This window comes from Micromonospora sp. NPDC005299, assembly GCF_042872345.1.
Lineage (GTDB): Bacteria > Actinomycetota > Actinomycetes > Mycobacteriales > Micromonosporaceae > Micromonospora.
In genome coordinates this window covers 23,820-45,487 of the sequence record NZ_JBIAKG010000004.1, presented here as the reverse complement: position 1 = coordinate 45,487, position 21,668 = coordinate 23,820, and the positions used below count along the sequence as shown (strand labels likewise).

Sequence of the window (21,668 nt, the reverse complement as noted above, 5' to 3'; positions counted from 1 at the left end):
CATCCTGTGGTGGGGATGACCGCCCCTGCGGCGGCCCGTAGCGACATGGGCCGCCGCAGGCCGCCACCCCGGACGGCCGATCAGCTTAACCGGTTGCCTTCCCCGTCCCATCGCCCTACGCTGATGCGTGCGTCCGCCGGAGTCGGGCGGCGGCTGCCGGGCTCAGCCGCCACGCCCTCACCGCACCCCCTAACTGGGCAACGGGGGAGACCTCCCTGAGGACAGCCATGAAGAAGTTGCTCTCCGTCGCGGGCGTCGCCCTGCTGACGGTCCTCGCCGCCGTCTTCGCCTTCGGGCAGCCGGCCCACGCCGCCGCCGGCTTCTCTGTCGCGGGCGGCCGGCTCTACGACGCCAACGGCACCGAGTTCGTCATGCGCGGGGTCAACCACGCGCACACCTGGTATCCGCAGCAGACCACCTCGTTCGCCAACATCAAGGCGCTCGGTGCGAACACGGTCCGGGTGGTGCTGGCCAGCGGCGACCGCTGGGCGAAGAACAGCGCCGCCGACGTCACCAACGTCATCTCGCTCTGCAAGGCCAACCGGCTCATCTGTGTCCTGGAGGTGCACGACACCACCGGGTACGGCGAGCAGAGCGGCGCGATCGCCCTGGACCGGGCGGTCGACTACTGGCTCAGCATCGCCGGCGCCCTCCAGGGCCAGGAGAAGTACGTCATCGTCAACATCGGCAACGAGCCGTACGGCAACCAGGGCTACGGCACCTGGGCCACCGACACGGCCAACGCGATCAAGCGGCTGCGCGCCGGCGGCCTGACCCACACGATCATGGTGGACGCGCCGAACTGGGGCCAGGACTGGTCCTTCACCATGCGCGACAACGCCGGCTCGGTCTTCGCCGCCGACCCGCAGAAGAACACCGTCTTCTCGATCCACATGTACGGCGTCTTCGACACCGCCGCCGAGATCACCGACTACCTGGGCCGGTTCCGCACTGCCGGCCTGCCGATCGTGGTCGGCGAGTTCGGCTTCAACCACTCCGACGGCAACCCCGACGAGGACACCATCCTGGCCTACAGCCAGGCCAACGGGATCGGCTACCTCGGCTGGTCGTGGAGCGGCAACGGCGGCGGCGTCGAGTACCTCGACATGGTCACCAACTTCGACCCGAACCAGCTGACCACCTGGGGCCAGCGGATCTTCAACGGGGCGAACGGCATCCGGGCCACCGCCCGGGAGGCCTCGGTCTACGCCGGCACCTCACCGAGCCCGACCACGAGCCCCACGACGAGCCCGACCGCCAGCCCGAGCCCGACGACCAGCCCGACCACGAGCCCGACGACCGCGCCGCCGCCCGGTGGCTGTACCGCCAGCTACACGATCGTCAACTCCTGGCAGGGCGGCTTCCAGGGTGAGGTCAGGGTGACCGCGGGCGCGGCGGCGATCACCGGCTGGACGGCGAGGTGGACGTTCGCCAACGGCCAGACCGTCAGCCAGTCGTGGAACGCCACGGTCAGCGGCAGCGGCTCGGCGTACACCGCCCGCAACGTCGACTGGAACGGCCGGCTCGGCGCCGGTGCCAGCACCTCGTTCGGCTTCATCGGCAGCTGGAACGGCAGCAACCCGATCCCCGCGGTGACCTGCGCCGCGAGCTGAGGCACCACCGGTGGCCGGGTCCGTGCGGACCCGGCCACCACCCTGTCGTGTCGTCCACCGAAAGCAGGCGCGGCGGTTCAGAAAATCTAGGTCCGAAGCGCTAGACATTCTCGCCGCACCTGGCTAATGTTCCTGTCGTTGACAGCAGAGATCGTTGAAGACGCGGACGAAGCAGTGAAGACCCTGACGTCATTCCAGGTCAGGGCAGACAGGTGGGCCGATGCTGGTTCAGGGCTCGCCTGGTAGGACAGTCCGCCGCACGTGCACGGGGCCATGAAGTCGAGTGGGGCTCCGGCACCGGCGGGCAGCACGACAAGCACCACAGAAATCGGAAGCAGAGGAAAGGGAGGGCCCGAACACCGTTGGATCGCCCGTCTCCAGGACGTAGTTCAACTCTGGAGCCGGACACCGCAGTTTCCATCGAACGAGAGGTGGTCTCCGGTCACGCTTATGCGATCCTCGCACCCCAAGCCGCCGACGGCGGTAGGTGCGGATACGACAACCCGACGAATTTGCCGGTAGATGGTGTTTGACCCGTAACCCGGGCCCCGGCGCTGAAAAGCGCCGGGGCCCTCGTCATGGAGAGGTACGTGTATGGCCCAACCCGACGACATGTTCGGTGACGACGACTACCCCGCCTACACGATGGGCCGCGCCGCGGAGATCACCGGCGCATCGCAGGACTTTCTGCGTCGCCTCGACGAGGCAAAGCTGATCACCCCGTTCCGGTCGGCCGGCGGCCATCGCCGATACTCCCGTTACCAGCTCCGCCTTGCCGCGCGGGCCCGGGAGATGGTCGACCAGGGCACCGCCCTGGAAGCCGCCTGCCGGATCATCATTCTCGAAGACCAGCTCGAAGAAGCCCTACGGCACAACCAGAACAACCAGCGGTAACGGCAAGCGGACGCTGCCTGATCTCATCGCCTCACGGTCCTTCTCCAGCAGAGGGACCGTTTGTCGTACCCGCTTCCCGCTGGTGTGATGTTGAGCCCTGGCGTGGGCCGGACTGCTCGCCGTCGTATGGACGGCTGGTGGCCAGCCGCGCCGCCCGCACCAGGAGGTACTCCTGCTCCGGGCGGCTGGTGGTCCGGCCGGCGGCGGCCCGGTAGTGCGCCACCGCCGCGTCCCGGTCGCCGGCCATCTCGTGCAGGTGGGCCCGGGCCGCGTCGAGGCGGTGGTGCTCGGTGAGCCGGGGGTCGTCGGCCAGCGCCGCCAGGGCGGCCAACCCGGCGGCCGGGCCGTGCACCATGGCGGTCGACACGGCCCGGTTGAGCGACACCACCGGGCTCTCCGCCAGCCCCTCCAGCACCTGGTAGAGGGCGAGGATCTGCGGCCAGTCGGTGCGCTCCGCGGTCGGCGCCTCGTCGTGCAGGGCGGCGATCGCGGCCTGGACCTGGTAGGGCCCGACCGGCCCCCGGGCCATGGCCCGGGTGACCAGCGCGGTTCCCTCGGCGATCGCGGCGGCGTCCCACCGGGAGCGGTCCTGCTCGGCCAGGGAGATCAGCTCGCCGGACGGACCGGTGCGAGCGGCGGCCCGGGCCTCGGTGAGCAGCATCAGGGCGAGCAGCCCGGCCACCTCGCTGTCGTCGGGCAGCATGGCGTGCATGGCGCGGGTCAGCCGGATCGCCTCCTCGGAGAGGTCGACCCGGCGCAGGTCGTCGCCGAGACTCGCGGTGTGCCCCTCGGTGAAGATCAGGTAGAGCACGTGCAGCACGGCGGCGAGCCGGGCCTGCCGTTCCTCCTCCGCCGGCATCCGGAACGGCAGACCGGAGGATCTGATGCGCTGCTTGGCCCGGCTGATCCGCTGCGCCATCGTGGCCTCGGGGACGAGGAAGGCGCGGGCGATCTCGGCGGTGCTGAGCCCGCCGACCGCGCGCAGGGTCAGCGCGATCGCCGACGCCGTGGAGAGCGTCGGGTGGCAGCAGAGGAAGAGCAGCACCAGGGTGTCGTCCCGGTCCGCGGTCAGCGGCTCGTCGGCGGCCGGCGCGGTCCGCCGGTCGTCACCGCCGCGCCGGGCGGCCCGGTCCTCCCGGTCGCGGCGGGCCGCCTCGCCCCGGACCAGTTCGATCATCCGGCGGTACGCGACCTGGACCAGCCAGCCGCGCGGATGGTCGGGCAGCCCCTCGGCCGGCCACTGGGTGGCCGCGGCCAGCAACGCCTCCTGCACGGCGTCCTCGGCCGTGGCGAAGTCGCCGAACCGGCGGGCGAGCACGCCGAGGACCTGCGGCGCCAGCTCGCGCAGCAGGTCCTCGACGGTGTGGTCCGGTACGCCCAGGGGTCACAGCTCCTGCGGCGGCGCCGACATGACGGGGTGCACCTCGATCGGCATGTTCAGGGGACGCCCGCCGGGCCCGGGGGCGGTCGAGATGTGCGCGGCGATCTCCACGGCCCGCTGCGGCGTCTCGCAGTCCACGATCCACCAGCCGGCGAGGAACTCCTTGGTCTCGGCGAACGGCCCCTCGGTGACCACCGGCGCGCCGTTCTCGCCGGCCCGGACGATCCGCGCCTGCTGCGGCCCGCCCAGGCCCTCGCCCTGCACGAACTCCCCGTCGGCGACGAGCTTCGCGTTGACCTCCCCCATGAACCCGATGTGCGCCCGGATCTCCTCCGGCGTCCAGGTGTCGATGGAGGGGAAGTCGGTGCCGGCGGCGCTGAACTGCATCAGCAGCATGTACTTCACGGTTGGCTCCTCACGCCCGAGCACCGATTGTCGGTGCTTCCACCCTTCGGTAGAAGCTGCCACTCCGCTCCTCGACATCCGTCCAGAAGAAATTTCCGGCGTCAGCCGGCCGCGCAGGAGACGGTTGGCCAGGTCCGGTTGCCGTTGTGCTGGACGGTGACCCCGAAGGTGTTGCCGCTGCCGTTCGGCCTGGCGACCATCGTCTGGGCGTTGGGCCAGGTGGCGTTGACGTTCCAGGTGGCGATGACCTTCGCGGGGGCAGGGATGTTCATGGTGACCGTCCAGGTGTTGGACCCGGACACCGAGACGTTGAGGTTGTAGCGGTCGCTCCACTGCTGCCCCGCCGAGAGCGTCGCGGTGCAACTGCCCCCACCGCCACCGCCGCCACCGCCGCCGTCGGGCGCCACGGCGCGGCCGGTCTGCGGGGAGATCATGCCGGCGCACAGGCCGCGGCTGGCCAGCCCCTGTGCGATACGGGGGATCGCCGCCAACGTGTTGGCGGACCACTCGTGCATGAGGATGATCTGGAAGTTGGTGAGCCGGGCGTTGGCCTGCACGATCGCGTCGACGCTCGCCCCGTTCCAGTCCTGCGAGTCGACATCCCAGATGATCTGGGTCAGGCCGTATCTCGCCAGGACCGACTGCAGGGTCGAGTTGGTCTCGCCGTACGGCGGACGGAACAGCCTGGGCGTGCCGCCGCCGGCATTGGCGATGGCCTGCTGGGTCCGGGAGACCTCGGAGTCGATCTGCGACTGGCTCTGCTGGATCAGGTGCGGGTGGGTGTAGCTGTGGTTGCCGACCCACATGCCGGCGCTGACCTGCGCGCGCACCTGGGCGGGGTAGGCGGCCGCGTACTGGCCCTCGTTGAACATCGTGGCCCGCAGCCCGTTCTGTCGTAGCGCGGTGAGCAGGGCCGGGGTGTGGTCATTCGACGGGCCGTCGTCGAAGGTGAGCCCGACGTACCCGCTGCAGGCAGCAGCCTGGGCCGGGACGGCCGTGACGGTGAGCGCGACGGCCAGGGTGCTCGCCGCGAGCAACGCGGCCACGGCGAATCCCGCGGCGAGCGACCGCTTCGACGGACGTGTTCTGATCCACATGCGCGTCCTCCTTGTGTGGGAGCCGCGGACCGCGCTGTGCATCGATGACCGTCGAGGTCCGCCGACGGCGCAAGTATCGGCGCAGCGTCGTCGCGACGTCAACAACTTCCGGAAGTGTTGTGGAGGTCGGCACCGGAAGGGCGAAGACGGCGCGCAGCCATCGATGCTGGCCAGTGGCGACGGTGCGGAGCGTGGTGCCGCACTCGGGGATGCGCGGACCTTCGATGAGGCGCAGCGCCGCGTTGGCGTGCCTGAAAGTTCTCGGGCTCCTTCCGGTCGCCGGAGCTGTGCTCAGCCGGCCGCGGTGACCTCCAGGAGCAGCGCCTGCTCCGGGTGCAGGGCGGGCAGTTGCAGCCCGACCGCCCCGAGCACCGATCCGCTCAACGTCACCCCGTCGTCCGAGGCCAGCCAGGCAGGCGGGGCCAGTTCCAGCAGCGCCGGCTCCGGCACCCCGGCCGGAATCCGGACCACGTAGCGCCGCGCCGGGTCCAGCCCCGGCAGCCGCACCGCGCCCGGCACCTGCGCCGCCGAGGTGGCCAGGCGGGAGACCGCGTACACCGCGTGGGAGCCGTCGTGGGCGACCACGCCGTGGGCCTGGACGGCCGGGTCCGGGTGGTCGACCCGGACCACCCGACCGCCGTGCAGCAGCGGGCGGAGCCGCTTGTGCAGCGCCACCCAGGCGGCGAGTTCGGCCCGCTCGGCCGCGCCGATCCCGCTGATGTCCCACTCGATGCCGTGGTGGCCGAAGAGCGCGGTGACCGCCCGGAAGCCCAGGTCGTGCACCCGGTGGGTGGTGTGCGAGCGCTCCGGCCCGATGTGGGTGCCGATCAGCTCGGGCGGCAGCAGCAGGCCGGTCCAGCGCTGGATGGAGAGCCGCTCCAGGGCGTCGTTGCAGTCGCTGGCCCAGACCCGGTCGGTGCGGCGCAGGATCTCCAGGTCGACCCGGGCGCCGCCCGAGGAGCAGCTCTCGATCTCCACGCCGGGGTGCCGGGCGCGCAGGTCGTCGAGGAGCCGGTACACGGCGACGGTCTGCGCGTGCACGCCCGGCCGACCGCCGTGCCCGGCCTCGGTGAGGTCCCGGTTGTGGTCCCACTTCAGGTACGCGATGCCGTCGTGCTCGCTCAGCACCGCGTCCAGCCGGCCGAGCAGGTGGGCGTACGCGTCCGGGTGCGCCAGGTCGAGCACCTGCTGGTGCCGCCACGGGAGCGGCAGCCGGCCGGGCGCCTGGAGCACCCAGTCCGGGTGGGCCCGGAACAGGTCCGAGTCCGGGTTGACCATCTCCGGCTCGACCCAGAGCCCGAACTGCATGCCGTGCTTGCGGACGTGGTCGATGAGCGGTTGCAGCCCGCCCGGCCAGACGTCGTCGTCCACCCACCAGTCGCCGAGCCCGGCCCGGTCGTGCCGCCGGCCGCGGAACCAGCCGTCGTCCAGCACGAAGCGTTCGACGCCCACTTCGGCGGCCCGGTCCGCGAGACCCTTGAGCCGGTCCAGGTCGTGGTCGAAGTAGACCGCCTCCCAGACGTTCAACGTCACCGGGCGGGGGCCGCGCGGGTGCTCCGGGCGCGCCCGCAGGTGGGTGTGCAGCACGTCGCTGAGCCCGTCCAGCCCGTCGGCGGAGTGCACCGCGTACAGCAGGGGAGTGGCGTACTCCTCGCCCGGACCGAGCAGGATCTCGCCGGGGGCGAGCAGCTCACCGCCGCCGAGGGTGGCCTCGCCGGTCGGCCGGCGCTCGGCGACCGTGACGTGGTCGCCGCTCCACGCGGTGTGCACCGCCCACACCTCGCCGTGTGCGAAGCCGAACCCGGGGGTGCCGGCGACCAGCAGCAGGGTGGCGTCGTGCCCGGTCCGGCCGTGCCGTCCCTCGCGCACCCAGGCGCCCATCGGCCACGGGTGCCGCTGCGGCGCGCGTTCCCGGCACCAGCGACCGGTCAGGTCGAGCAGTTCGGTGGCGACCGCCGGCACCGGCAGCACCGGCGTCAGCTCGCGTACCTCGTAGGGCCGGTCGCCGTCGTTGCGCAGCCGGTGCCGCACGGTCAGCAGCCCCGCCGGGGTCAGGGTGATCTCGACGGTCAGCGACAGCCCGGCGCCCGCGTCCGCGGCCCGCACGGTCACCCGCGCGGGTCCGGCCACGTCGTGGTCCCGCTCCTCCTCGGATACGCGTACCGCGTCCCCACCGCCGCCACGCGGGTCCTCCACGTCGATCGTGTCGAGGCGGAAGGCGGTCGACCAGTCCCGGCCGTCCCGGTGTCCGGCCAGGCCGGGGCGGCCGCTCCAGCCGGCGCTCGGCTCGGGCAGCAGCGACAGCACGGTCGGCGCGTCGAAGCTGCTCGGCACCACCGGCGGGATGGTGGCGTCGACCAGCGCGGGCAGGTCGCCGGCGGGCAGCGGGCCGAGGTCGGCGCCCCAGTGCAGGACCCGGGGCAGGCCGGGGCCGCGCGCGTCGAGCACCAGGCTGGTCCGCGCGCGGCGCAGGTGGACGATGGTCATCCTTTGCTGGCTCCCAGGGTGAGGCCCCGGACGAACTGCTTCTGCAAGAGGAAGAAGATCACCAGGGTGGGGATGGCGACCAGCACCGAGCCGGCCGAGACGAGGTTGTTGTCGGTGAAGAACTCGCCGCGCAGGTTGTTCAGCGAGCTGGTCACCGGGAACTTGTCGCCGGTGCGCATCAGCACGGTGGCCCAGAAGAACTCGTTGTAGATCCAGGTCACCTCCAGCGTCGCCAGCGCGGCCAGGGCCGGCCGGCACAGCGGCATGGTCACCTGCCAGTACTGCCGCCAGACGCTGGCCCCGTCCACCATGGCCGCCTCGTACAGCTCGTGCGGCAGGGCCTTCATGTAGTTGCTCAGCACGAAGACGCAGAAGCCGCACTGGAAGGCGACGTTGACCAGGATGAGCCCCCAGTAGCTGTCGTAGAGCAGCTCCGAGTCGCTCAGCCAGGCCGGCAGCGGGATCTCGGTGAACATCCGGAACAGCGGGATGAGCAGGGCCTGCTGCGGCAGGAGGTTCGCCGCGGTGAAGAGGCCGAGCAGCACGATGTTGAGCTTCCAGCTGAACCGGGCGATCACGAACGCCACGCAGGAGGCGAGGAAGAGGGTCAGCAGCACGGCCGGGACCGTGATGTAGACCGAGTTGAGGAAATGCTTGCCGAACTCGGCCGTCTGCCACGCGGTCACGTAGTTGTCGAGGGTCCAGCCGCCGAGTGAGACGTAGCCGTGGGTGGCGGTGTACTCGTAGGAGCGCAGCGAGGTCAGCACCGCCCAGAGGATCGGGAAGAGCCAGCCGACCGCCACCGCGACGAGGAAGACGTGCAGGACCACCCGGGCCGGCCGCAGCGGCCGGCGGCGGGCGGGCGGCGCCGGGGTGTCGGCTGCACGGGTCAGGGTCGCGCTGCTCATCGCCGGTCCTCCCGCATCACGGTCAAGAGATAGAGGGTGATGAAGACCAGGGAGACGACCAGCATGATGGTCGCCAGTGCCGAGCCGAAGCCGATCCGGCTCGCCTCACCCACCACGTTCTGGGTGACCAGGGCGGAGATCAGCTCCAGGCCGTTGCGGCCCTTGTTGATGACCCAGACCAGGTCGAAGGCGCGCAGTGACTCGATCACCGTCACCACCAGCACGATGATGTTGATGGGTCGCATCACCGGGAAGACGACCCGGAAGAAGGTGCTGGCCTCCGACGAGCCGTCCACGGCGGCGGCCTCGCGCAACGAGGGGTCCACGCCCTTCAGGCCGGCCAGGTAGAGCAGCATGATGTAGCCGACGTGCCGCCAGCCGGCGGCGAAGAGCACCGCCCAGATGTTGACGTTCGGGTCGCCGTACCAGTCGGTGTCGCTGCCGAGCAGCGCGTTGAGCAGGCCCTGGTCGCGGCTGTAGATGAGCTGCCAGACGAAGCCGATCAGCGCCAGCGAGAGCACCACCGGCAGGTAGAGCGCGGTCTGGTAGAACCGGCTGCCGCGCAGTTCCTTGTCGAGCAGCACGGCGAGGAACATCCCGAACGGGGTGGCCACCACGAAGAGCGCGGCCAGCCAGAGCAGGTTGTTCTGCACGGCCGGCACGAACGGCGGGTAGATGTTCACCACGTCGTCGTAGTTCTTCAGACCGACCCAGTCGATCTCGCCCAGCGGGCCGATGCCGTCCCAGTCGGTGCCGGAGAGCAGCACGGTTGCCGCCGCCGGCAGCCAGACCAGGCCGACGACGAGCAGCAGGGGTACCAGCACCATCAGCGTGATCACCACGCGGTCGGTGCCGGACAGGAGCCGTAGCCGGCGGCCGCGACCACGCGTGGTGGTGGTCGCGGCCGGCGGCGGCACGGCGCGATCCGCTTGGATCAGGGGCAGGTCGGACATGGCTGTCCTCCCCCTTCCGCCGTCAGCTGGTGAAGATCGACTTCTTCTGGTTCTCGATGCTGGTGAGCAGCCCGCCGATGTCCTTCGGGTCCTTGATGAACTGCTGGAGCGCCGGGATCATCACGGTCGAGGCGAAGTCCGGCCGGGTGTCCCGGTCGAGGAACTGGGCGATCTCGGTGGCGGAGCCGACCAGTTCGGCGGCCTTCTTCTTCAGCGCGGTGTAGCCGCTGGTGTCCCCGCCGGTGTTGGCGACCAGGGTGCCGGGGTCGCCCTTCACCATGATGTTCGCGGCGTCGGCGCCGCCGATGTACTCCAGCAGCTTCTTGGCGTTGGCCTCCGACTTCGGCTTGCGGGCCATCATGTAGCCGTCGATCGGCGCGTCCAGGGCCTTGGCCCCGATGGTCGAGTCGATCTCCGGGAAGGTGAAGAAGTCGATGTCGTCCTGCTCGTTCTCGTTGAACTGCTGGGCGACGAAGAGGCCGAGCAGGTACATGCCGCTCTTCTTCTGCTGCAGCGACTGGGCCGCCTCCTGCCAGGTGCGGCCCAGGGCGTCCGGCTGGTGCAGCGGCAGCAACCCCGCCCAGGTGTCGAAGACCTTCTTCACCTTGTCGGAGGTCCACGCCTCCTTGCCGGCCATCAGGTCGACGTGGAACTGGTAGCCGTTGATCCGCAGGTTGAGGATGTCGAAGGTGCCCATCGCCGGCCAGCCGTCCTTGTCGGCGAAGGCGATCGGGTTCAGGCCGTCCTTTTTCATCTGCGCGCCGAGCGCGTTGAAGTCGTCGAGCGTCTTCGGCACCTGGTAGCCGCGCTGCTGCCACACCGACTTCCGGTAGAAGACGGCCCACGGGTAGTAGGACGCCGGCACGAAGTACTGCTTCCCGTCGTCGCCGGTGGACGCCTTCTTGAACGCGTCCGAGAACCCGGAGAGCTTGCCCCAGACGTCGCTGACGTCGCCGGCCAGGCCCTTGGCGGCGAAGAACCGCATCCGGTAGCCGGCGAACCAGGTGAACACGTCGTCCGGCTTGCCCTGCAGGTAGTTGTTGATGTTCTCCTGGAACGTGTTGTGGTCGACCGTGTTGATGGCGACCTTCACCCCCGACGAGCTCTGGAAGCCGGCCGCCAGCTTGGCGAGGACGTCCTTCGGGGTCGGGTCCGAGGCGTTCGAGCCGACCGACACGGTCTTCGAGTCGCCGCCGGAGTCGGAGTCGGAGCCGCAGCCGGCGAGCAGTCCCGTGCCCAGCAGCGCGCCCGCGCCGGCCGTGCCGGCGAGCAGCGAGCGGCGGTTCAGGCCGGCGACGGACGGGGGTACGAGTCGAGCGAGGTACTCGGCTTCGGTACGGGGACGGGACATTGTGCCTCCTGCGTGGAAGAGGTGCGCTGCGCCCAAGGGCCGTGATGAGTGGCGGGGATAGGTGTTCGTGCCGGCCGCCGTAGATCCACCGTGAATCCACATGTCCGAACACAAACAGCCGGTGGCGCTTGAAGCTACCCCTTGCTTCGGCGGTGTCAAGAGGGCAGAAGGACAGCGATAACCCAGTTGTGACAACGGCGGGAAACGGTAAACGTTGGAATTTCTGTCGATGTTGGAAAGTGTTGACTTGGGTGACGTTCGGAGGCACCCTCTGCTGTCATGCGGAACTGGCACGGCGAGCACATCTGGTACGGCGCCGACTACAACCCGGAGCAGTGGCCCGAGGAGATCTGGGTCGAGGACGTCGAGCTGATGCGCCGCGCCGGGGTCAACCTCGTCTCGGTCGGGATCTTCTCCTGGGCCCTGCTGGAACCCGCTCCCGGCCGCTTCGAGTTCGGCTGGCTGGACCGGGCGCTCGACCTGCTGCACGCCGGCGGGATCAGTGTGGACCTGGCCACCGCCACGGCCAGCCCGCCGCCCTGGCTGGCCCACCGGCACCCGGAGACGCTGCCTCGCCGCGCCGACGGCACGATCCTCTGGCCCGGCGGGCGGCAGGCGTACTGCCCCAGCTCGCCGGTGTTCCGGGAGCGCTCGCTCGCCCTGGTCGAGGCGGTCGCCGGCCGGTACGCCGACCACCCGGCCGTCGTCATGTGGCACGTCTCCAACGAGTTGGGCTGCCACAACGTGCACTGCTACTGCGACGTCAGCGCCGAGGCGTTCCGCACCTGGCTGCGCGAGCGCTACGGCGACCTGGACGCGCTCAACGCCGCCTGGGGCACCGCGTTCTGGAGCCAGCGCTACCACGACTGGGCCGAGGTCAACCCGCCGCGGAGCGCCCCGACCTTCGCCAACCCCACCCAGCAGCTGGACTTCCTGCGCTTCTCCTCCGACGAACAGCGCGCCCAACTGCGCGCCGAGCGGGAGCTGCTGACCCGGCTCACCACCCAGCCGGTCACCACGAACTTCATGATCGGCACCGGCATCAAGTACCTCGACTACCACTCCTGGGCCGCCGACGTGGACCTGGTCTCCAACGACCACTACCTCACCGCCGCCGACGCGCAGCCGCAGGTCGGTCTGGCGCTGGCCGCCGACCACACCCGGGGCGTCGCCGGCGGCGACCCGTGGCTGCTCATGGAGCACTCGACCAGTGCGGTGAACTGGCAGCCGCGCAACATCGCCAAGACCCCCGGCCAGTTGCGCCGCAACAGCCTCGCCCACGTGGCGCGTGGGGCCGACGGGGTGCTGTTCTTCCAGTGGCGGGCGTCCCGGGCCGGCGCGGAGAAGTTCCACTCCGCGCTGGTCCCGCACGCCGGCCCGGAGACCAAGGTGTTCCGCGAGGTCTGCCGGCTCGGCGCCGACCTCCAGGCCCTGGCCGAGGTACGCGGCAGTCGGGTCGACGCCGACGTGGCCATACTCTTCGACTACGAGGCCTGGTGGGGCGCCGAACTCGACTCCCACCCCAGCGTCGACGTCACCTACGTCGACCGGCTCACCGCGCTGCACGGCGCGCTCTGGCGGGCCGGGGTCACCGCCGACGTGGTGCACCCGTCCACCGACCTGTCCCGCTACCGGCTGGTCCTGGTGCCCACCCTCTACCTGGTCCGCGACGCCGACGCCGATGCGCTGCGCCGGTACGTCGAGGCGGGCGGGACCGCGCTGGTCACCTACTTCAGCGGCATCGTCGACGAGCACGACCACATCCGACTCGGCGGCTACCCGGGCGCGTTCCGCGACCTGCTCGGCGTACGCACCGAGGAGTTCTTCCCGCTCCGGGCGGGCGAGTCGGTCCGCCTCGACGACGGCGCGACCGCCGACGTGTGGACCGAATGGCTGCACGCCGAGGGCGCCGAGGTGCTCGCCGCGTACGCCGACGGGCCGCTGCCCGGGGTGCCGGCGCTGACCCGGCACGCGGTCGGCGCGGGCGCGGCCTGGTACCTCGGCACCCGGCTCGACCAGGCGGCCACCGACCGGCTGGTCGCCCGGCTGCTCGCCGAGGCCGGCGCACGCCCGGCGGTGAGCGCGCCGGAGGGGGTGGAGGTGGTCCGCCGCCGGGCCGGCGACCGGAGCTGGCTGTTCGTCATCAACCACACCGACGCCGAGGCCCGGCTGGCGGTCACCGGCGCCGAACTGCTCGACGGCGGCCGGTGCGACGGCGAGCTGGTGGTCCCGGCGGGGGAGGTGGCGGTGGTTCGCGAGGAACCCTCGGCCCGTCCCGAGGCCGCCTGATCCCGCGTACCCGCGCCGCGCGCCTGAAGGAGGTCCGATGCTCGCGCAGCAACGGCAGAGCGCCATCCTGGAGCTGATCCGCCAGCGCGGCGGCGTCCGGGTCAGCCACCTGGTCAGCCGCTTCGGGGTGTCGGACATGACCATCCGGCGGGACCTGGAGGTGCTCGCCGAGCGGGGCCTGGTCGACAAGGTCCACGGGGGAGCGACGCTGGCCGGCCCCGGCTCGGCCGAGGAGCCGGGCTTCGCGGCCAAGTCGATCCGGCAGCAGGCCGAGAAGCGGGCCATCGTCGAGCGGGCCGCCGGGCTGGTCGAGCCCGGCATGGCGATCGCGCTCTCCGCCGGCACCACCACCGCCGCCCTGGCCGCGCGGCTCGCCGACGTCCGGGGGCTGACCGTGGTCACCAACTCGATCCCGGTCGCCGACGCCCTATACCAGAACCCGCGCGCCGACCAGACCGTCGTGCTCACCGGCGGCATCCGTACCCCCTCGGACGCGCTGACCGGGCCGGTGGCCGAGGCGGCGATCGCCGCGCTCAACGTCGACCTGCTCTTCCTCGGCGTGCACGGGATGAGTCCGCGCACCGGGTTCACCACCCCGAACCTGCTGGAGGCGGCCGTCAACCGGCGGCTGATCGGCGCGGCCCGGCGGCTCGTGGTGCTCGCCGACCACACCAAGTGGGAGACGATCGGCATCGCCACCATCGCCCCGCTGGAGGAGGCCGACGTGCTCATCACCGACGGCGGGCTGCCACCGGAGGGGCGCCGGCAGATCGGCGAGCAGGTCGGTGAGCTGATCGTGGTCGACGCCGACTGACCGGCCCGGCTTTCAGGCACTTCACAGCCGCCCAGGTTAGGGTCCCCTTCGTGGCCCCGTGTGCTCCAGGGTGGAGTGCGCCGACGGTGGAAGCGGAGTGGCGATGGTCTTCAAGAAGATGTTGAGCGCGTTCGGCGTGGGCGGCCCGAGCGTCGACACCGTGCTGACCAACCCCAACACCCGGCCGGGCCTGACCCTGGACGGGCACGTCAACCTGGTCGGCGGCGACGCGCCGGCGAGCATCGAGCAGATCACCGTCGGCCTGGTCACCCGGGTCGAGATCGAGGGCGGCGACACCGAGTACGCCGGCGTCATGGAGTTCCACCGGATGTCGGTGAGCGGCCCGCTGCAACTGGCCCCGAAGCAGCAGCTGTCCATCCCGTTCCAGCTCCCGGTGCCGTGGGAGACCCCGGTCACCGACGTGTACGGCCAGCGGCTGCACGGCATGACCATGGGCCTGCGCACCGAGCTGGCGGTGGCCCGGGCCGTGGACAAGTCCGACCTGGACCAGGTGGCGGTGCACCCGCTGCCGATCCACGAGCGCATCCTCGACGCCTTCCAGGCGCTCGGTTTCCGCTTCAAGCACGCCGACCTGGAGCGCGGCCACATCCGTGGGGTGCAGCAGACGCTCCCCTTCTACCAGGAGATCGAGTTCTTCGCCGCGCCCCAGTACGCGCAGGTGACCAACGAGGTCGAGCTGACCTTCGTCACCAGCCAGCACGGCGTCGAGGTGATCCTGGAGTGTGACAAGCGCGGCGGCTTCCTCACCCCCGGGCACGACGCCTTCGGCCGCTACGCCGTCCCGCACAGCGACGCGGGCCGCTCCGACTGGGTCCAGGTGGTCGACGGCTGGCTGCGGGAGACGACCTCGCGCTACGGCAACCTGCGCGCGCACGGCTTCGGCGCCCCGCGCGGGCACCACGGCCACCGCGGCCCGGGCATGGGTGGCATGGTGGCGGGCGCCGCGCTCGGCGTGGCGGGCGGCCTGGTCGCCGGTGAGCTGATCGAGGACGCCTTCGAGGGCGACTTCGGCGACTTCGGCGGGGAGTGACCACACGCGACGATGCCCCCGGGGTTGTCCCCGGGGGCATCGCCGTTTCAGGAGTGGCTCCGGTCAGTGCCGGGCCTTGCGCTCCTCCTCGCTGCGGAAGTTGCTTCCGGCCTTGGCCAGACCGCGGCTACCGAGGTAACCGATGGTCAGCAGCGTGATGAAGAACCAGGCCTGCGGTGCGCGGAAGATGTCCACGCCGACCGAGTTCTTACCGACCAGGTACGACGCCACCAGCACGGCCGCGACGGACGCGATGTAGACCCAGAATTCGGTCGTCCGGAGCGACGGCTTGGTCTCGGTGCCGGGCGCCGCGATTGCCTGCTCCCGGTGCCCGTCGTGCATCATCGGCATCGGGCGGGTCGGCGCCTCCTGCATCCCGGCCCGGTTGGACATGTCCTGTGCCGGCCGGTTCATCGGCCTGGCGGATGCAGCCTGCGTGCTCATCTGGTCCTCCTCAGGATGCGATGAGTCGTTCTCTGCAACCTCCCGCCCCGCTGCCGCAGGTCGGCCACGGCACGGTTCGCGCTCTGTGGCGGGGGCACCCTCCGTCTACCCCTGGCCTCGGTGAGGTAACGCCACCCCGGGGCCGAATAGGAGCACCACGCGGAAGCGCCGCCGGCCTGACCCGGGAACCGGACACACGGACAGGTAACCGGCATCGCTGCGGACCGGACGGGCCGGCCGGTTTCAGCCTCCGGCCGTCGGGCACGCAAGGAGGATCCCGAGAAATCTGCGAGGTGGTTCACGTGCGTGAGGACGACATGCGGCAGCAGGCCGCCCGACGGGCCGAGGAGCGGATCGCCGGCGGCGTCTACGGCGAGGGCGCGCTCGACGAGGTCACCGTGCCGCAGACCGACGTGCTGCGGGTCATCCAGGAGGAGGATCCGGACGACCCGGCGGACGCCCCGGTCGACCCGAACGTGTTGCGCGACGGCGGCCCGACCCGGGGCCAGGGCGCGGTCACCACGACCGGCGGCACCGCCGGGCCGGCCAGCGTGCGCCGGGTGGCCCGCCAACCGGAGCGGCACCGGGGCACGGTGGCACCGACCACCACGGGCGACGCCACCACCGGCGGCCTCAGCACCCCGGCCGGCGGCTCCACCAGCGACGCCTCGTCGAGCGGCAGCCAGGTCGGCAACTTCACCAACGACCAGGCGAACCCCGGCTGACACCGGCACGCGAACGGAGGGGGCGGCTGAGCCGCCCCCTCCGTCTTGCGCCGATCACGAGGTTCACGGACCGGGGCGGCCCGGCGGCGGGGTCAGGCGGTGCGGAGGATGCCGAGGCGTTGGGTGGCGCGGGTGAGGGCGACGTAGAGGTCGCTGTGGCCGCGCGGGGACTCCGCGACGATCCGGTCCGGTTCCACCACCAGCACCGAGTCGAACTCCAGGCCCTTGGCCTGCTCGGTGGTGAGCACCACCACCCGGTTCGCCAGCTCCGGCTGCTCGCCGACGGTCGCCTCCGGCAGCGCGGCGACGACCGTCGCCCCCAGCTCGGCCGCCCGGCCGGCCGGCACGATCACCCCGAGCCGGCCGTCGGCCAGCCCGGCCGCCTCCCGCGCGGCCGCCTCGACCAGCTCGGCGGCGAGCCGGTCCGCCGGAACGGTACGGTCCCACGGCGGCACGCCGCTGGCGCGTACGGATCGGGGCGGGCGCAGCGCCGGGTCGATCTCGGCGAGCACCTCGGCGGCGACCGCCATGATCTCGGCCGGGGTGCGGTAGCTGACGGTCAGCTCCTCCAGCCGCCACCGGTTCGCCACGTACGGCGCCAGGGCCTCCTGCCACGACGGCGTGCCGGCGAGGGCGCCCGTCTGCGCCACGTCCCCGACGATGGTCATCGACCGGCTCGGGCACCGGCGCATCAGCAGCCGCCAGGCCATCGGTGACAGCTCCTGCGCCTCGTCGACGATCACGTGCCCGAAGGCCCACGTCCGGTCGGCGGCGGCACGCTGCGCGGTGGTCAGCCGGTCGGCCTCCTCCTGCCGCTCGGAGAGCCGGTCGGCGTCGATCAGGTCGGTGACGCCGAGGATCTCGCCGCCGTCCGCCTCGTCCTCCACGTCGATCGAGCGGGAACCCCGCCAGATCTCCAGCACGCCCTCGGCGTACTCGCGTTCGAGGGCGCGGATCCGGTCCCGGCGGGCGGCGGCGGCGCGCTCGTCCTCGCCGAGCAGCTCGGCCGCCTCGTCCAGCAGCGGCACGTCGGCCGGCGTCCAGCCGCCCGGCTGCCGGTGCAGCGCGGCCCGCTCCGCGTCGGTGAGCATCGGCGCGGCGGCAGCGATGCGCTCCGGCGACTCGAACAGGTCGGCGAGCAGCCGCTGCGGGGTGAGCACCGGCCACAGCTCGTCCAGCGCGGCCCGGATCTCCGGCTCGTCGCGCAGCTCCCGGCGGATCTCCGCCCGGTCGGCCTCGGAGAGCAGGTTCTCCCCGCCGAGCGGGTCGGCGCCGATCCGCTCGGCCACCTGGTCGGCGAGCGCGTGCACGATCTCGACGTCGAACAGCGCCCGCGCCAGGTTGTGCGGGCGATCGGTGCGGCGGACCCGCTCCCGCGCCTGGCGCACGGTCTCCGGGTCGAGGGTGAGGACCTCCCGCTGGGGCAGTTCGATCTCCAGCGGCTCGTCCGGCACCCACTGCCGGTCCCGCACCGCGTTGGCCAGCACCTCGGCCAGCACGGCACGGCCCTTCAGCGCCGCGGTCGACGCCGGCTCGGTGCGCCGGGCGTGCACGCCGGGGAAGAGGTCGGCCTGGGTACGCAGCAGCACGCCCGTCTCGGCCAGCGCCGGCAGCACCTGAGAGATGTAGCGCAGGAAGGTGGGGTTCGGGCCAACCAGCAGCACGCCCCGGGTGGAGAGCTGCTGCCGGTGCGTGTAGAGCAGGTACGCGGCCCGGTGCAGCGCCACCGCCGTCTTGCCGGTGCCCGGCCCGCCCTGCACCACCATGACGCCCGGCAGGTCCGCCCGGATGATCCGGTCCTGCTCGGCCTGGATGGTCTCCACGATGTCGCGCATCCGCCCGGTACGCCCGGCGTTCAGCGCGGCGAGCAGGGACGCCTCGCCGGTCACCTCCTCGTGGGCGGTGGGGGAGGCGGCCGCGATGTCCAGCACCTCGTCGTTGAGCCCGGTGACCTTGCGCTCCCGGGTACGCAGGTGCCGGCGCAGGCGGACCCCCTGCGGGTTGGCGGCGGTCGCCAGGTAGAAGGCGCGGGCGGCGGGGGCGCGCCAGTCGATCAGCAGCGGGTCGTAGTCGCCGGAGGTGTCGAAGATGCCGATCCGGCCGATGTAGCGGCACGAGTCGTCTTCGCCGTCGAGGCGGCCGAAGCAGAGCCCGGTCTCCACCGCGGAGAACTGCTCGACCTGGTCGGCGTACATCCGCACGGCGTAGTCGCGCTGCGACCGGGCCTGCAACGTGCCGCCGGTGGTGCGCAGCTCCTCGGTGAGCCGCCGGGCGGCCTGGTCCCGCATGCCGTCCAACCGGTCGTAGAGCATCGAGACGTACTTCTGCTCGCGACCGATCTCGTCGTCCTGGTGCAGCTCACCCGACACGTCGGAGTGCGTTGACAAGCCGGCTCCTCATGGCTAAAATTGCGGCAGGAATGGCTTTCGGAGCCATTCCTTTTTGTGTTTGAACTGAGAAAGATACCGCGCGGCGGGCCGCCGGACCAAGCCCCGCCGGCCGCCCGCGACCACGTCACACCGCAGGTTCGCACACGAAAGCGGGGCCCGGCCGGCACACGCCGACCGGACCCCGAGGAGTCCGCTCCGAGCTCAGCCCTTCGCCGCCTGGTACAGCCGCTCCGGCCGCACGAGGCCGGCCAGCACCCGGCCGTCGTCGGTGAGCAGCACGCTGAACAGCTTGCCGGTGAGCAGCCGGCCGCTGCCCCAGTCGCCGCTCACCCGCTGGAGCCCGCCGAGCACCTTCGCCACCATGTCGGCGTCCGGTCCGGCCGCCGCGCCCGGCTTCGCGCCGGCCGTGCCCGCGGCGCCGGCCGCGTCGAGCTTCGCCACCAGCACGGTGGTCCAACCGGTCCCCACGGTACGCACGTCCGGGTCGGCCTCGCCCCGCTCGGGCCGCTGCTTACCGGCCGGCCCGCGCTCGTCGACCGCCGGCTCCTCCTTCACCGTGACGCCGGGCGGCGGGCTGAACCGGAACTGGTCGGCGTCCGGGGTGCGGAAGTCGACCTGGGTGAACGCCACCTCGAACGCCGGCTCGTCCGCCCCGTCGGCGAGCACCTCGAAGCGCAGCGGCACGTGCTCCTTCGCGTCCAGCGCGATCCGCACCTGATGCACCAGCGAGTCCCGGTCGCGCGGGGTCAGCACCAGCTCGTACACGCTGCGCCCGGCGACGGTGGCGGAGCGGCCGACGGTGACCGCGGTGCTCGGGTCGATCGCTTCCAGCGCCCGGTCGGCGGCGTCGGCCGGCGTGGCCGGGGCGGACTCGAGGTCCTTCGCGTCCGCCGGCAGCGTCCGGTGCGACGCGGCGTTGTCCCGGCTGCTCCAGGTCCAGACGTCACGCCCGTTGCGCAGCACGTCCCGCTCGCCCAGCGTGTCGACCAGGGCGAGCCGCTGACGCTCCGGGCCGGCGTACCAGACCCGCAGGGTGTGCGTGCCGCTGACCAGGCTCGCCAGCTCGTTCCCGCCGGCCTGCCCGACCAGCCCGGCGATCGGCGGCAGCCCGAGGTCGGCGCGCTGCACGACGGTGCCGGAGAGCCCGTCGAGGCGGGACGTCCGCAGGTCCTCCAGGAGCTGGGCGGCGGTACGCGGCGGCAGCGCCGGGTCGGCCCCGGCGGCGAACGTGCCGACGGCGGCGCCGCCCCCGATCACGGCGACCCCCGCGGTCACCGGGACCAGCCAGCGGAGCACGGCGTGGTTGTTCAGTACGGACATGATGTGCACCTCCTGACGGTAATGGTGCAGCACGGTCGCTGTGAGGGCGCTGAGGAGATTCCGTTGCCTTCATGCTGCCGGTAGGGCACATGATCGACAGCCCCGCCTTGCGGCGAGACGGTCCCGGTCTTATCCGCAGGGGCGATGCCGGGTTGACGCTTCACGGCCAACGGCCCGCCGTGGCGGGTCTTACGATCGGCTCCACGTCCAGCCACCGGGCCACTCCCGGCGGTGTTCACCTGCGCCGCGAGGGCGGCAAGGTTGCGTGCGGCGTTCAAGTCCCTATCGAGGACTAAGCCGCAGTCTTCGCAAGAGTACGTGCGCTCGGACAGCGCCAGCTTGGTTTTCACTGTGCCGCAGTCCGAGCAGGTTTTCGAGGAGGGGTACCAGCGGTCGGCCACAAGCAGTTGGCCGCCATTCCGGAGCGTCTTGTACGCCAGTTGCCGCCGTAGTTCCCCGAACCCGGCATCGGCGATGTGTCGTGCTAGGTGACGATTGCGCAGCATGCCTGCAATGTGAAGGTCTTCGACCACGACAGTGCCGTATTCGCGGGCGAGCCGCGTCGTCAGCTTGTGGATGCGTCGAGGCGAAGGTTCGCCACTCGGGCGTGGACCTGGGCGACCCGCTTCCGCATCCGTTCCCATCGATTGGAGGGGTGCTGGCCTGTCCGGCGGTCCGGCCCACAGCGGCGGGACATGCGCCGGGCTAACCGTCGCATGCGTCGAGACGCAGCCCCGAGGTGCTGAGGGTTGGGTTCCAGTTCACCGGTAGACAGCACTGCAAGATGCTTAATCCCGACGTCTACACCGATCACGGCCGAGGGACGCATCGGAGCCCGCGGGCCCCGCTCGCTCTCGACGCAGAACGCCACATGCCATCGGCCGCCGGTACGGCGCACGGTCGCAGCCAGGATCCGGAGAGTCCCTGCCTCGACCCGACGAGCGAGTTTGCGCGTCGACTCGTGCGTCTTGAGCCGACCCAGCCGGGGCAGTACCACGTGCTTACGGTCCGCCTCGACCCGGATTGTGCCTGTAGTGAACCGGACGCTAGGGGTGCTACGGCGACGTGACTTGTAGCGAGGAAATCCGACGCGCTGGCCAGCCCGCTTTCCCGTCTTCGAGTTCGACCAGTTTTTCAATGCCCGTGCCACAGCGTCCAGTCCGGTGTTGAACGCCTCCTTGGAACACTCGGTCCACCAGGGCGCCACGTTCCCCTTGGCCTGATTCCACGCCTTCCGCAACGCCGGAAGTGACCAGCTCAGCATCGGGGTCAAATCGACTTCCGCAATGCCGTAGGACCGCTCCGCCGACCGCTGGTCAATTATGGCCTTGGCCCGCGCAAGAGCCCAGTTATGCGCCACCCGCGCCGCGCCGGCATGCGCGAACAAGGCCCGCTCCTGGGAAGGAGTCAGGTCGAGGGCGAATTGGTAAGCCTGGAATGCCTTCATCTCGGTTGGGTCCGTGCTCTGTCCGGCTGTGGCTGGGCGATTCCCCGGGGCACGATTATCGCATCGATGCCGTTCCGTGGTTAATAGACCCCTGTCAAC

The 21,668-nt window shown here is 71.4% G+C and carries 18 protein-coding genes; 6 read left to right on the top strand and 12 right to left on the bottom strand.

Annotated features, from left to right (window positions below; translation table 11 throughout):
- Window positions 1-227 precede the first annotated feature (227 nt).
- Window positions 228-1,613 (top strand): cellulase family glycosylhydrolase, encoded by a 1,386-nt coding sequence (locus tag ACFYPD_RS13275; RefSeq protein ID WP_387112525.1) that lies wholly within the window; start codon window positions 228-230, stop codon window positions 1,611-1,613.
- Between the two features lie 594 nt (window positions 1,614-2,207).
- Window positions 2,208-2,507, top strand: a complete 300-nt coding sequence (locus ACFYPD_RS13270) for a MerR family transcriptional regulator (protein WP_387112522.1) — start codon at window positions 2,208-2,210, stop codon at window positions 2,505-2,507.
- A gap of 31 nt (window positions 2,508-2,538) precedes the next feature.
- On the opposite strand, the gene ACFYPD_RS13265 is transcribed toward ACFYPD_RS13270, so the two are convergent.
- The 7 genes from ACFYPD_RS13265 to ACFYPD_RS13235 all read right to left on the bottom strand — a co-directional run bounded on the left by ACFYPD_RS13265 (window position 2,539) and on the right by ACFYPD_RS13235 (window position 11,089).
- The gene (locus ACFYPD_RS13265) at window positions 2,539-3,825 is read right to left on the bottom strand and encodes an RNA polymerase sigma factor (protein WP_387112519.1); all 1,287 of its coding nucleotides are present in this window, start codon (window positions 3,823-3,825) and stop codon (window positions 2,539-2,541) included.
- A 66-nt stretch (window positions 3,826-3,891) separates the two neighbouring features.
- Complete coding sequence (locus tag ACFYPD_RS13260) at window positions 3,892-4,284, bottom strand: YciI family protein (protein ID WP_225853704.1); 393 nt, start codon at window positions 4,282-4,284, stop codon at window positions 3,892-3,894.
- A 110-nt stretch (window positions 4,285-4,394) separates the two neighbouring features.
- Entirely contained in the window at window positions 4,395-5,390 is a 996-nt protein-coding gene (locus ACFYPD_RS13255) for a polysaccharide deacetylase family protein (RefSeq protein ID WP_387112516.1), read from the bottom strand.
- A gap of 291 nt (window positions 5,391-5,681) precedes the next feature.
- Window positions 5,682-7,877 (bottom strand): alpha-galactosidase, encoded by a 2,196-nt coding sequence (locus ACFYPD_RS13250; RefSeq protein ID WP_387112513.1) that lies wholly within the window; start codon window positions 7,875-7,877, stop codon window positions 5,682-5,684.
- On the bottom strand, window positions 7,874-8,785 hold the full coding sequence (locus tag ACFYPD_RS13245) for a carbohydrate ABC transporter permease (protein ID WP_387112509.1): 912 nt from the start codon (window positions 8,783-8,785) through the stop codon (window positions 7,874-7,876). Before ACFYPD_RS13245 ends, ACFYPD_RS13250 begins: the two co-directional genes overlap by 4 nt.
- On the bottom strand, window positions 8,782-9,738 hold the full coding sequence (locus tag ACFYPD_RS13240) for a carbohydrate ABC transporter permease (RefSeq protein WP_387112506.1): 957 nt from the start codon (window positions 9,736-9,738) through the stop codon (window positions 8,782-8,784). Before ACFYPD_RS13240 ends, ACFYPD_RS13245 begins: the two co-directional genes overlap by 4 nt.
- Window positions 9,739-9,760: 22 nt before the next feature.
- Window positions 9,761-11,089 (bottom strand): ABC transporter substrate-binding protein, encoded by a 1,329-nt coding sequence (locus ACFYPD_RS13235; RefSeq protein ID WP_387112504.1) that lies wholly within the window; start codon window positions 11,087-11,089, stop codon window positions 9,761-9,763.
- Between the two features lie 279 nt (window positions 11,090-11,368).
- On the opposite strand from ACFYPD_RS13235, the gene ACFYPD_RS13230 reads away from it, so the two are divergent.
- The 3 genes from ACFYPD_RS13230 (at window position 11,369) to ACFYPD_RS13220 (ending at window position 15,243) form a co-directional block, all read left to right on the top strand.
- Window positions 11,369-13,378 carry a beta-galactosidase gene (locus tag ACFYPD_RS13230; RefSeq protein WP_387112501.1) on the top strand — a complete coding sequence of 670 codons (2,010 nt, stop codon included), beginning with the start codon at window positions 11,369-11,371 and terminating at the stop codon, window positions 13,376-13,378.
- Window positions 13,379-13,415: 37 nt separating this feature from the next.
- Entirely contained in the window at window positions 13,416-14,192 is a 777-nt protein-coding gene (locus ACFYPD_RS13225) for a DeoR/GlpR family DNA-binding transcription regulator (protein ID WP_387112498.1), read from the top strand.
- A gap of 103 nt (window positions 14,193-14,295) precedes the next feature.
- Window positions 14,296-15,243 (top strand): sporulation protein, encoded by a 948-nt coding sequence (locus ACFYPD_RS13220; RefSeq protein WP_387112495.1) that lies wholly within the window; start codon window positions 14,296-14,298, stop codon window positions 15,241-15,243.
- Window positions 15,244-15,306: 63 nt separating this feature from the next.
- On the opposite strand, the gene ACFYPD_RS13215 is transcribed toward ACFYPD_RS13220, so the two are convergent.
- Window positions 15,307-15,687, bottom strand: coding sequence for a hypothetical protein (locus ACFYPD_RS13215; protein WP_387112492.1), 381 nt, complete (start codon window positions 15,685-15,687; stop codon window positions 15,307-15,309).
- 302 nt (window positions 15,688-15,989) lie between these two features.
- Here ACFYPD_RS13215 and ACFYPD_RS13210 point away from each other — a divergent pair, with 302 nt between their 5' ends.
- On the top strand, window positions 15,990-16,412 hold the full coding sequence (locus ACFYPD_RS13210; protein ID WP_387112489.1) for a hypothetical protein: 423 nt from the start codon (window positions 15,990-15,992) through the stop codon (window positions 16,410-16,412).
- Window positions 16,413-16,504: 92 nt separating this feature from the next.
- On the opposite strand, the gene ACFYPD_RS13205 is transcribed toward ACFYPD_RS13210, so the two are convergent.
- The 4 genes from ACFYPD_RS13205 to tnpB form a co-directional block, all read right to left on the bottom strand.
- Window positions 16,505-18,724 (bottom strand): HelD family protein, encoded by a 2,220-nt coding sequence (locus tag ACFYPD_RS13205; protein WP_387113375.1) that lies wholly within the window; start codon window positions 18,722-18,724, stop codon window positions 16,505-16,507.
- A gap of 279 nt (window positions 18,725-19,003) precedes the next feature.
- Entirely contained in the window at window positions 19,004-20,122 is a 1,119-nt protein-coding gene (locus ACFYPD_RS13200) for an outer membrane lipoprotein carrier protein LolA (protein WP_387112486.1), read from the bottom strand.
- Entirely contained in the window at window positions 20,110-20,766 is a 657-nt protein-coding gene (locus ACFYPD_RS13195; protein WP_387112483.1) for an RNA-guided endonuclease TnpB family protein, read from the bottom strand. Before ACFYPD_RS13195 ends, ACFYPD_RS13200 begins: the two co-directional genes overlap by 13 nt.
- Window positions 20,688-21,569 (bottom strand): IS607 family element RNA-guided endonuclease TnpB, encoded by an 882-nt coding sequence (tnpB, locus tag ACFYPD_RS13190; RefSeq protein WP_387112480.1) that lies wholly within the window; start codon window positions 21,567-21,569, stop codon window positions 20,688-20,690. The genes ACFYPD_RS13195 and tnpB overlap by 79 nt, the downstream gene beginning before the upstream one ends.
- Window positions 21,570-21,668: the final 99 nt, after the last annotated feature.